This window comes from Chryseobacterium sp. Bi04 (assembly GCF_918698085.1).
Taxonomy (GTDB): Bacteria; Bacteroidota; Bacteroidia; order Flavobacteriales; family Weeksellaceae; genus Chryseobacterium.
Map to the genome: position 1 here is coordinate 15,697 of NZ_CAKKLP010000014.1, position 12,584 is coordinate 28,280.

Sequence of the window (12,584 nt, forward strand, 5' to 3'; positions counted from 1 at the left end):
CCCGGAAAATTTATAAAAATCGTGAATTTCAGTAAAATTCTTTTCTATTTAACCTGAGAAATAATCAAATATGAGGTGTTTTTGCATGTTATGGCCAACTGCAAAACGGTTTGTTTCTGTAATTTATCAAGCCCTGTAAAATAAACCATATAGAATGATTGTGGAGATATTCTCCCTGAAGCAATATGTAAACATTTTGTTCGTCTTCCAGACCTCATAGATCAGGTTTTATATGATAAAATCAACTGAGACTTCTGAGCTTTTCTCCTACATTTTTCAGTAAAGCGAGACTCTCTGAGGTTATTCTCTCTGTAAATACTATCCTAAAATGGTGACTGTAGTGCTCTGTAAGAGAAAATGTAGTACCAGGAGTAAATACAATTTTGTTATTTTCACAGTAAAGGTAAAATATATCCATATCAACACTCTCCGGTAGCTGTCCCCAAATGCTGTAGCCACCCTGCGGCCTGTGAAAATATGAGTCTTGTGGAAAGTGTCTTCTTAATGCATCTAATACAATAATTGCCTGCTCGTTCAGCCTTTTTCGAAATGAACGCAGATGCCTTTCATAGCTGTTTCCCTGAAGGAGCTTCAATACCAGCTCCTGATAAATGGGCGATACCGATTTTCCCAATACAAACCTGCTTTTCTCAGCCTTTGAATAAAAACGTCCTGCCGACAGCCAGCCCAGACGAATGCCGGGTGCCAATGTCTTTGAAAAGGAGGAATATGTCATTACCAATCCTGTTTCATCAAAACTTTTGATACAATGCGGTCTTTTTTCTGTAAAATAAAGATCGCCATACATATCGTTTTCAATAACCGGCACCTGATGTATAACAGCTATTTTCAGCAGCTCTTTCTTTATGTTATCACTCATCAAAATACCAGTAGGATTATGAAAGTTGGGAGTTACCACCAATGCACGGATATTATTTTCTACACATACTTTTCTGAAATACTCTGTATCAAAACCACTTCGGTAATGTACAGGAATCTCAATAACCTTAAGACCCAGATTAGCAATCACCTCTAATACTGAAAACACACAGGGACTGTCAACCGCTACCACATCTCCGGTTTCTGTTACAGACCTTAATGCAATAACCAGTGCCTGCAAAGCACCATCAGTAATGATTAATTCATCAGGATTAAATGTACCTCCATATTTTCCCATTTGAACTGCAATATGTTTTCTCAATGATGCTAGCCCATTTGAAGGATAATACCGAAGAAGTGAAGCTCCTTTTTCACGGATCACTTCCTGCATGGTCCGGAGTATTAATTTTTGCGGAATCAGCAAATCTCCCGGCATAGCTGCATTAAAAGAACTAAATTCCGAGGTTCTTTTAGATGTCAGCATCATGTTTTTCATAAAGACCTCATCCCTGGCTACAGGAACAAGCTTTCTTCTTCTTGGAGTATTCTCTTCCATAATGTCTGAAACAAAATACCCTGAACGCGGACTGCTTTTAACCAGGCCTTTCATCATAAGGTGTTCGAAACCACTCTGAACAGAACTGATACTCAGCTGATATGCTTTTTTAATTTCCCGGATAGATGGCAGGCGGTCTTTGTACTGTAAGACTCCGTTATAGATATGTTCTTCAATAACCGCTGTAAAAATTTCGTACTTATAGGATTTCATAGAATAGGTAAAACTGTACCGAACAAATTTACAAAATAAACACCTGTACTGATTATATTTTCTCAAACTGTATCCCCTCTGAATGGATTAATCTTATAATTTTGAATAAAAAAACTCATGGATATCATTTCAAAATTTACAGTAGGTTCTGAAGAGGGAATTTCTGATCTTATAACCATCATCGATTCTTCGGTTTACAGTCTGCATAAAGATTTTATTTCTGAAGAAGACATCAAAAGATATATCAGCAGTGAAATAGATCCGAGAAAGATGATCAATGAACTGAATGATCTTTCCAACCAGCTCATCATGACGTATGCAGACCGGCAACCGGTGGGCTACAGTATCATCAAAAGCGGCTCTGTATATCCCGGAATAGCTGAAGGAAAAAGATCTACAGAAATAAGTTTTGTTATTCTTCCTCAATTCAATTCCCCAGAAATAAGACAGTCTCTCTGGAAAAAATGCAGGTCTGCAGTAAGTTTTACAGATATCATATGGATCAATATACTCGCCCATGATCCTCTTCTGGAGTTTTTGAAGGAGTGTGGCTTTACATCAGCTTCCCTGGCACAGGCTGGTCCTTTTCAGCTTCCGTCACATATTTTAAAAATGGAGATTCATAAAAATTAGAAATGATCAAAAATAGGGAAGCTTTATATCTCTTTCAATTTCGTATCTTTGATTTTTATAATTTCAACACAATGAGTGATCAGCTGGAAACCATAGAAGATTATTACAGACGTATTCGAAAAAATCAGATCAAACTGTTTGATTCGGAAGATTTTGAAATGGGAAAATCTCATTTCAATATTTCTATGCGAAAGTATTGTAGTTTCAAAAGCCCTTACAACCGGCGTGATTATTATAAAATCAGCTTTATCATAGGAAAAGGTACAATACATTATGGTGCCCATCAACTCTATATTGACCGCCCTGCCCTATTTTTCCCTTCCCCCAGCATTCCTTATACCTGGGAATGTGACGGTGATTTCCAGGAAGGTTATTTTTGTCTCTTCAATCAGGAGTTTTTTAATGGAAATTCTGAGTTTAATTTATTCAAAAAGACCTCTCTTTTCAAGGAATGGAGCAAACCTGTTGTTTTTTTAACGGATGAACAGACCCAGCTGGCAACTCTTTATTTTGAGCAGATGTACCGGATTAATAATTCAGTTTATCCGTACCGCTGCAGCAGTATTAAAAGCAATCTTGCATCTGTTCTGCATCTGGCCCTGGAAAACCGTGTTGAAGATATCAGCCCTAATGAACTTCCCGCTAATGTCCGCCTTTATAAACTGTTTGATGAACTGCTTACCAAACAGTTCCCACTGGATTCACCTGCTTATCCTCTGGCATTAAGAACACCTTCCGATTTCGCTGATCATCTTAATGTACATGTGAATCATTTAAATTCTTCTGTAAAGTCAGTGACCCATCTTACAACCACACAGATCATTAAGGACAAAATGTTTGAAGAATCTAAAAACCTGTTGAAATATACCAACTGGGATATTGCGCAAATAGGCTATACTTTAGGCTTTGAGCAGCCTTCCCATTTTAACAATTTTTTCAAGAAGCATGCACAGACTTCCCCTCTAAAATTTAAAAATGCATTTTAAATATTTGAATTTTGTAATTTTTACTTTGTCTTTTAAAACTGGATTTTAGTTTTCTTGAATTATTTTTGCATGGTAAAAATGAATGAATATGTTGAGAGAAGCATCTGAAAAACGCATAAAGTTAATAACCATTATGGCCTTTGTGTCCATCCCTCTTTCAGGGTTTGTCACAGATATTTACCTGCCGTCATTTCCATCAATGGCCAGAGAACTATCAGTTTCCGAAAAAGATATCCAGATTACGCTAACCTCTTACCTGCTGAGCTATGGAATCTCCCAGCTGTTTGTGGGGGGAATTCTTGACAGTATTGGGCGCTACCGTCCAAAACTGCTTGCTTTATTCCTTCTGGTCGTCAGCAGTATCCTGATTACAATGACTGACAGTATCCTGTTAATATGTCTGCTGCGTATTCTTCAGGGTGTTGCCGTTTCGGTACTTGTTGTGGCTACCCGCGCTATTTTTGTGGATATCTATGATTCAGAAAAAGTAAAACATTACCTGAGTTATTTTACCATTGTCTGGTCCTGCGGACCTATTCTGGCTCCTTTTCTTGGAGGCTATCTTGAAAAACTTTTTAACTGGCACGCCAACTTTCATTTCCTGGCCTTATATGCAGGAGTCATTTTCCTGTTCGAGTGGTTTTTCAGTGGAGAAAGCCTTCCCCAGAAAAAGCAGCTCGATATTGCCGAAAATATAAGTCTCTATAAAATGATGCTTAAAAACAGGATTTTTATGCTGGGAATTTTCATTTTGGGATTAAGCTATTCTATTGTTATGCTTTTTAATATTACAGGACCTTTTATTATTGAAAACACTTTTCATTTTAGCCCTGTAGTTATTGGATATTGTACTTTGATCTTAGGATTTTCATGGATGATAGGCGGCTTTATAGGAAAACGCAGGCTTACGCTGGATTTTAAGCCCCGTATCCTTCAGCCTGTTCTGTTGCAGCTCATCCTGATTATTGCACTAATTGTCACCAGCAATTATGCAGAAAGCCTTTTCATCATGGTTCCTTTTGCCTTTTTTATTCATATCTGTTCAGGGATACTGTTTACTTCATTTTTCACAACAAGTATGTTATATTTCCCTAAAAATGCAGGAACAGCAGGTGGATTAATGGGAGGATTGGTCTATGTGATCACCTCTATTTCAAGTTTCATTATTTCTGTAAGCGGAACAGTTACAGAGCAAAAAGGACTGGCATGGCGCTATCTTATTATAGCTTTTTTCCTTCTGGGGATTATCCTTATTATGAACCAGGCTATCAAAAAAGAAAAAGCAGAGAATTAATCTCTGCTTTTTTTATTCATATCAGAAGATGTCTTTCTTCCCCTATCACCCACTTATAATGAACTCTTCTTTGGGTTTGAACCATCCTTTCCGAACAATGATACTTTCGGACTACATTTAACTACTTTCAAATAAGCCGATATACTGAGATCAATGATAATTTAGCAGCAATGATTGATTGTTAAATAAATAGCAGTAAAAATAACAGATTTTATATACAATTTATTTCAGATAACAAGGAAATAAATTGAGCCAAATCTATACATGGGAATTATACATCATTCTTGATATAGATAAGATTTTCAGCATAATAAAGGTAGAAACCCTATATTTTTATTATCCCAATATTGGGAAATATCACTGATAAAAGCTGGTATTTTAGTCTTTATTAAAATACAGTTTCTCTATTTTTTACAATGATTCATAATCACTTTTAAATTGATAAATTATAAAATAACTGCAATGAAATTATTGATTAAACTTATCATCCTATTCTCAGGTGTAAATTATTTACATGCCCAATCTGCACTCAGTTTTTCTGAAGCCAGAGATATAATGATGAATAAAAATATTGAAGTAAAAATAAATAATAAAAAGATAGATGCAGCCCATTATAAGATAAAAACTGCCCAAAGTATGCTGTATCCTCAGATTAAAGCATTTGGAACGTTAACTTATACAGATAAAGAATCAAGAATCAATCTTAATGAGAAAAGAGATCAGCTGGCATCCTTATTCCAACTTCCTTCACCTTCCGTGCTGGGCAGCTGGGATTTTGCCCTTCAGAAAAAAGATATGGCATTTGGAGGAATATCACTGAGCTGGCCAATATATACCGGTGGAAAGATAAGATCAGGAGTCAATATCGCTAAAATAAGTGCTGAGGTAGCAAAAGTGGAAAAAAACAATTCTGAACAAAGCCTGGTTTCCGAGCTGGCCAACAGTTATTTCAAAGCAAAACTGGCCGAAGAGGCTGTTACTGTAAAAGAAAATGTGGTAGAGGTAATGAATGTACACCTGTCAAATTCATTAAAAATGGAGCGTAACGGTATCATTGCAGGCGTAGACGTTCTACAGGCGAAGGTAGCCGTTTCTGAAGCGGAAAGACAATTACTTGCTTCTAAAAAAGATTTACAATTGGCAAGAACGGCTCTTTCCGCAACATTAGAGCAGGAAGAAGAATTCACACTTACTACACCGTTTTTCTTGGAAGGAAATATGAATTCTTTGGAAGAATACAAAGAGAAGGCAGCGGCCAATTATCCTCAAATACAAAAAATAAAACTTCTAGAAGAGATTGCCCAGCAAGGGATTAATATAGAAAAAGCAAGCTACCTGCCTACTGTTTTATTAACCGGTCAGCAGATCCTTGCCTCACACAACTATCCTTTGGTAAAAAATCCTTTAACTGTAGGTGTTATGGTTACCTATGATATTTTTGACGGGTTTGGACGGAAAAATAGAATTCTTGCTGCCAAAAGTGAAAAAGAAACGATTGAAATGTCCAGAGAAAAGCTTCAGCTTGATATTAAAACTTATGTTGAAAAGCTATATAATGAGCTCAAAAAATCGGATGAACAAATTGTTTCTTTAAATGAATCTATACAATTAGCAGAAGAACTTGTAAGAATACGGAAAGCCTCTTTTGCAGAGGGAATATCTACATCTACGGATGTTATTGATGCTGAGCTGGATCTATCCGGGAAAAAAATTGAACAGCTGAAAGCATATACGGACTATGATACCAACCTGGCTAAACTTTTTGAAGTATGCGGAATGAGCAACGATTATATCCAAAATGCCCAATAAAATCTCAAATTATATAACTTAAAATTATTACAATGGCGACAAACCAGAAAAAATCAGTTACATTCATTAATATCCTCATCATTATATTAATATTTGGAGCGATAGCTGCTGTATCAGTTTATTTTCTCACAAGTCCGACAAAAGATTACTTGCAAGGACAAGTTGAAGCTACTGAAATTCATGTTGCCCCTAAAGTAACCGGAAGACTGGAGAAGAAACTGGCTGATGAAGGACAGTCTGTAAAAAAAGGGCAGCTACTGGCTATTTTATCCAGCCCGGAACTCGACGCTAAACTGATTCAGGCACAATCTGCAAAAGACGCTGCAACCGCACAATATGATAAAGCTATAAACGGAACCCGTTATGAACAGGTTCAGGGGGCTTATAATTCCTGGCAACAGGCCAAAGCTTCTGCTGATCTTGCAGAAACTACTTACAAAAGAATGGAAAACCTTTACCAGGAGAAAGTAATTCCTGCGCAGAAAAGAGATGAAGCCAAGGGTCAGAAAAATGCTTCGAGAGAACAGGAAAAAGCAGCATACAATAATTATCTGATGGCAAAAAACGGAGCCAGAACCGAGGATAAAAATGCATCTGCAGCCTCTATGAGACAGGCTGAAGGCGCCGTAAAGGAAGTCAATGTATATAGAAGTGAAATTAATGTCATTGCTCCTGCAGACGGAGAGGTCAATCAATATTTTCCTAACCTTGGGGAACTTGTCAATGCTGGATATCCCATTGTAAATCTTGTGGATCTGAATGATATCTGGGTTGTTATCAATATCAAAGAGGATCAGATGGGAAAATTCAAAATGAACAGCAAATTCGAAGGAGTGGTTCCTGCGTTAGATAATAAAAAAATTGAACTTCAGGTAAAATTTATTGCCCCACTGGGAGATTTTGCTACCTGGACAGCCACCAAAACAAAAGGAGGCTTTGATATGAGAACATTCAAAATTAAAGCCTATCCTACAAAGAAAATTGATGGATTCCGTCCGGGAATGAGTGTACTGATACCCTCTGTAACATTATAACTAACCAAAATGGATACAATGAAAAACGGCTTCTGGAAAGTGTTTTTCTATGAATGGAAAACAATCATAAAGAAACCCAGTATAATACTTTGGACATTAGGAGTTCCTTTAGCCATATTTATCCTTTACGCTGCCATTTTTGGTGACGGTGTACTGCGGGAGCTTCCCATAGCCATTTTGGATGAGGATAAAACATCTGTATCACGGGAGCTTATCAGGCAGATAGATGCCAATTCTACACTGGATTTCACGAAAGAAGTAAATACCGAAAACGAAGGACTTAAACAAATACAGACCAGTCATGTATTTGGCCTGGTTATTATTCCCCGCAACTTTGAAAAAGACATCAGCCGTGGAAGGAATGTCAATGTAGTATTGTATATCAATAATGATTATATGACTCCTGCAGGGCTTATAAATAAAGGATTTAATACAGCTGTAGGAAGTTTTTCCACTTCTGCAAAAGTAAATACAATTATGAAAAAGGGATCATCTTCCCTACAGGCAAAGAACGCCGTTCAGCCTGTTATTATGAGAAGCCATACATTATTTAATCCTTTTGTTAACTATGCCTATTACCTTTGTCTTTCTCTTTTTCCTATGGCATTGCAGCTTACGGTAATGATCACTACATTATACATACTGGGCAGTATTTTGAAATATAATAAAGGGAAGGAGTTATACCAATTGAGTGGTAATAATGTTTTTTTCGCATTTTTCGGAAAAATATTGCCTTACACTATTATTTTTTCCCTATTAACTATTTTGATGGTAGCCTACCTCTTTGGCTATCTGGGTATCCCAATCAATACCACTGTTGTCAATGTATATATATTGACTCTTATTTTAATAGTCGTATATCAGCTCATGGCCGTTTTCTTTGTAACGATCAGCAAGGATTTCAGATCCTTATGTGCCATGGGAGGTGGATATTCTTCTTTAGCATATTCATTCAGCGGGTATACATTTCCGCAGGAAGGGATGCCTACAGCAATTAAAATCCTGGATTCTATCTTTCCTTTTTCTTCATATGCCAGGGCACTTACCAATATTGCCGTCAAAGGAATGCCCGTTATTGAATCTCTTCCCTATTTGATAGGCTTCGGAGTTTTTGCTTTGATAGGCTTACTCTCACTAAAAAAATTCAGTTATCAACTACAAAAAGGAGGATATTATGAAAAATAATTTATTTTACAGAATTATAAAGACCATATTCAATGCCTGCCAGGTAGAATTACTTCATTTTTTTGGTGATAATGCTTTACGGACTACATTTCTTGTATTTACAATTGTTGTTGCTTTCTTAAATGGTTCAGTCTACAATAATGAAATTATTGAAAAAACACCTATAGCAGTAGTAGATTTGGATAAGAGCAGTATGAGCAGAAACTATATAAGAATGCTTGCGGCTACTCAACAGGTAAGTGTTCCTGTGGTTTCTAATGATATGAATGAGGCAAAAAAAGAATTTACTCAGGGAAAAATCTTTGGAATACTGGTTATCCCTGAAGATTTCGAACAAAAAGTATCTCTAGGACACCAAACCTCGTTATCATTATACAGTGATGCCTCAAATATGTTGCATAACAAAGCTATTTCCGGCGCAACATCTTCCGTTATGGGTACTTTCAATGCCCAAATAGAAATAAATAAATCTTTACACAGCGGGCTAAACTACGAAAACAGTACTATTTCCCGCCGATCAGTTGCCGCTATAACCAAACCCGTTTTCAATCCTTATGCAGGATATGGCACTTTCATCTTACCTGTTGTATTTCTCGTCGTTATGCAGACATTATTACTTACAGCTATTGGGGTTTTAGGAGGAACTTTCCGGGAACAAAACAAATATCTTGAAACATATAATATTTCAGATTCTCTACATCTTAAAATCATTCCTATACTGTTGGGACGGGCATTAGCATACCTATTACTGTGTATTCTGGTATTTTCAGTGATAATCGGGAGTGCTTTCACTATTTTTAAATTACCTTTCAGGGCTGCATTCGGAGATGTCATTATATTTTTAATACCCTTCTTCTTAGCAGTCATATTCTTAGGATTTTCCCTGATGGGAATTTTCAAAAGAAGGGAAGATGCAGCAATGTCCATTACATTTCTGTCTACTCCGGCAGTTTTTCTTACCGGGATTTCATGGCCGGTAGTTGCTTTTCCTCACTGGGTAAAAATATTATCTTACGTGTTTCCTTCAACAGTGGGTGTCAGGGGATTTTTAGCACTTAGTCAATTTCAGGCAAGCCTGGGGGATATAAAAGATCTATGGGGGCAAATGTGGCTGACAGCAGCCTTTTATTTCGTTATTGCCGTACTGGTCAATTATCGGTTAAAATTTCATAGTAGTTCTAAGTTAGGCAAATAATAATTACAGTTTCCTGAATACTGCTATTATAATATTCTTAGTTTACACATTTACAGGTTCCATATCAAAATGAGTATAAGCAATTTATTGGCATAAATAATTCATCAAAAAGAGAATTTTAAACTATTAAAAGAGAATCACAGATAATAAACTTTCAGCCATTCATCCATAACTTTGTCCTATTGAAAGTAATGATTCATAATAAAAAATTAATTTAAAATAAGTCAAACTTTTCAACTTTTATAGCACGTAAATGCCCGTGAATATTATCTATTTATTTGATATTAGATCCAATATATCACGGGTATTTTTTATTTAAAAGCAGGTAAGAATATACTGTTAAACCAAACAATAATTCATTACAGAGAGAATTCCGGACCACTAAAAGAGAATTTAAGACAATATACTATAAAACCCTCATCAATAACTTTGTTTTACTAAGAAATAATAATTCAGGTTCAATAAAATACTCAAATACACAAATCGGATTATTATTAAACTCTAATTATAAATTAACACATGAAATATGAAGAAAATAGTCATCATTGGAGGCGGATTCGCTGGTACCAACCTTGCTAATAAATTAGGGAAAAATCAGGATTTTGATATTACCCTTGTAGATCACAACAATTATAATTTCTTTCCTCCACTGATTTATCAGGTAGCTACAGCATTCATTGAGCCCTCAAATATATGTTATCCTTTCCGCAAAATGTTTCAGGGAAAACCAAATGTGGAATTTCATTTAGGATCTCTGGTCATGATACACCAGCAAGCTAATATCGTGGAAACAGACAAAGGAAGCCTACCCTATGATTACCTGGTTTTAGCCATGGGAACAGAAACTAATTTTTTTGGAAACAAAAATATTGAAGAGAAGGCCTACCCTATGAAAAATATAAATGATGCTGCAGCATTGCGTAATCATATATTAACCAGTCTTGAAAAAGCCACCATCACTAAGAATCCCGAAGAAGAAAAGAAACTGAGAAATATCGTCATTGCCGGTGGCGGCGCTACAGGTGTAGAAGTAGCCGGAATGCTTTCAGATATGTCTCATCATATTATTTCAAAAGATTATCCCAACCTTAAAAAAGGAGGCGGTAAAATATATCTTATAGACGGCTCAAATGCTTTGCTTGGACCTATGAGCCAGAAAGCACAGCAGGAAGCATTAAAGGTTCTGTCAGGAAGAGGAGTCGAAGTTATATTAAACACATTGGTAAAAGATTATAATGATGATATTGTCACATTAGGCAATGACCAGACAATTCCTACCGCTACTCTGGTATGGGCATCAGGGGTTATAGCAAGACAAGCTCCCGGCCTTCCGGAATCTTCAATTACCAGAGGACGCAGAATTATGGTTGATGAATATAATAAGGTCGCGGGTACTGAAAATATTTTCGCACTTGGTGATCAGTGTTTTCAAACAGCAGATGCAGCCTATCCGAACGGACATCCTCAGCTGGCACAAATTGCCATTCAGCAGGGAATTCTATTAGCAGATAATATTCCAAGACTGGTAGAACAGAAAACACTCAAACCTTTCAAATACAATAATAAAGGAAGCATGGCGGCAATTGCAAAGTTTAAATCTGTCGTAGATTTTCCAAAAGGTGGATTTATGAAAGGGTTTATGGCATGGCTTACCTGGTTATTGATACACCTTGTTCCTATATCGGGATCCCGTAATAAATTTAAACTCGCTACCAACTGGATTGTAAGTTTTATGACCAATGATCCAACTCTAAGACTTATTCTGGAGCCTGAAAAAAAAGATTCTGATCCATCATAAGCGTAACGATAATTCTTTAAATCAAAAATAAAAAATACACAATGGAAAACACCAGTTATTCAATCCTTGCATTGGCTGCATTTGGCCAGAAAATTTTAAAAATCAATCCAGAAACCGGAGCTGCAGAATTATTAATCAATACTCCGGGAAAATCTCCTGACGGTATTGTTGTCGATAATGTTCGCGGACATATTTATGCAACCAATATGGGCGTTCCTACAGGAGGAGAAACACTTTATAATAATGATGGTTCTATTGAACGTATCGATCTGGATGGATCCAATCATAAAATAATCATTCCTGTGGGGGTAACAGTTACCCCAAAGCAGCTTACGTTAGACCGTAAAAATGAACGTATTTACTGGGGCGATCGTGAAGGAATGCGTGTAATGAGCGCAAACTTAGACGGCAGTGATGTCCTTACTCTTGTAGAAAGGGGAAAAGGTAAAGAAGACATGATGGATGAAAACAGACATTGCGTAGGTGTTGCTGTTGATCCGGATGCAGGATATTTTTACTGGACACAAAAAGGACCTGCTAAAGGAGGAAACGGACGTATCTTCAGAGCAAAAATTGAAATGCCTGCGGGAGAAACAGCCACCAACCGAACCGATATTGAACTCCTTTATGAAAAACTTCCTGAATGTATTGACCTGGAATTAGATTTTGTAAACGGATATTTATATTGGACTGACAGAGGAGTGGATGCTGTCGGAGGAAATACTTTAAACCGTGCAAAATTAGAAAATATCGGTAAAAGTAAAGTTGAAATTATTGGATCAGGTCATAAAGAAGCAATTGGGTTAGCTATTGCTCCAGATCACAATTCTGTATTCACAGCAGATTTAGGTGGCCACATAAGACAGTTTAATGTCAATACCGGAGAACAGAAAATGATTTACGAAGGAGGAAAAGAACTGTTGCTTACAGGTATTACCATTATGAATAATAAATAAGATAGAAGTAATATAATATACGGCTCTTTTTACAATCACTAAAAAC

Annotated in this window: 10 protein-coding genes; 9 read left to right on the top strand and 1 reads right to left on the bottom strand. The window is 36.6% G+C overall.

Annotation, left to right across the window (positions count from 1 at the left end):
- Positions 1-241: 241 nt before the first annotated feature.
- Positions 242-1,648 carry a PLP-dependent aminotransferase family protein gene (locus LQV47_RS18315; protein WP_230040078.1) on the bottom strand — a complete coding sequence of 469 codons (1,407 nt, stop codon included), beginning with the start codon at positions 1,646-1,648 and terminating at the stop codon, positions 242-244.
- Between the two features lie 117 nt (positions 1,649-1,765).
- On the opposite strand from LQV47_RS18315, the gene LQV47_RS18320 reads away from it, so the two are divergent.
- The 9 genes from LQV47_RS18320 (at position 1,766) to LQV47_RS18360 (ending at position 12,538) form a co-directional block, all read left to right on the top strand.
- The gene (locus LQV47_RS18320) at positions 1,766-2,281 is read left to right on the top strand and encodes a hypothetical protein (protein ID WP_230040080.1); all 516 of its coding nucleotides are present in this window, start codon (positions 1,766-1,768) and stop codon (positions 2,279-2,281) included.
- 71 nt (positions 2,282-2,352) lie between these two features.
- On the top strand, positions 2,353-3,267 hold the full coding sequence (locus LQV47_RS18325; protein ID WP_230040082.1) for a helix-turn-helix transcriptional regulator: 915 nt from the start codon (positions 2,353-2,355) through the stop codon (positions 3,265-3,267).
- An 88-nt stretch (positions 3,268-3,355) separates the two neighbouring features.
- Entirely contained in the window at positions 3,356-4,561 is a 1,206-nt protein-coding gene (locus tag LQV47_RS18330; protein ID WP_230040084.1) for an MFS transporter, read from the top strand.
- A 462-nt stretch (positions 4,562-5,023) separates the two neighbouring features.
- Positions 5,024-6,370, top strand: coding sequence for a TolC family protein (locus LQV47_RS18335; protein ID WP_230040086.1), 1,347 nt, complete (start codon positions 5,024-5,026; stop codon positions 6,368-6,370).
- A gap of 32 nt (positions 6,371-6,402) precedes the next feature.
- Positions 6,403-7,404 (top strand): efflux RND transporter periplasmic adaptor subunit, encoded by a 1,002-nt coding sequence (locus LQV47_RS18340; protein ID WP_230040089.1) that lies wholly within the window; start codon positions 6,403-6,405, stop codon positions 7,402-7,404.
- A 9-nt stretch (positions 7,405-7,413) separates the two neighbouring features.
- Positions 7,414-8,589 (top strand): ABC transporter permease, encoded by a 1,176-nt coding sequence (locus tag LQV47_RS18345; protein WP_230040091.1) that lies wholly within the window; start codon positions 7,414-7,416, stop codon positions 8,587-8,589.
- Positions 8,579-9,784: an ABC transporter permease gene (locus tag LQV47_RS18350; RefSeq protein WP_230040093.1), complete on the top strand. Its 1,206-nt coding sequence runs from the start codon at positions 8,579-8,581 to the stop codon at positions 9,782-9,784. The genes LQV47_RS18345 and LQV47_RS18350 overlap by 11 nt, the downstream gene beginning before the upstream one ends.
- Before the next feature lie 526 nt (positions 9,785-10,310).
- Positions 10,311-11,582, top strand: coding sequence for an NAD(P)/FAD-dependent oxidoreductase (locus LQV47_RS18355; RefSeq protein ID WP_230040095.1), 1,272 nt, complete (start codon positions 10,311-10,313; stop codon positions 11,580-11,582).
- A gap of 41 nt (positions 11,583-11,623) precedes the next feature.
- A complete protein-coding gene (locus LQV47_RS18360) occupies positions 11,624-12,538 on the top strand; it encodes a hypothetical protein (RefSeq protein ID WP_230040098.1) in 915 nt (304 codons plus the stop codon).
- The last annotated feature ends 46 nt before the right edge of the window (positions 12,539-12,584 follow it).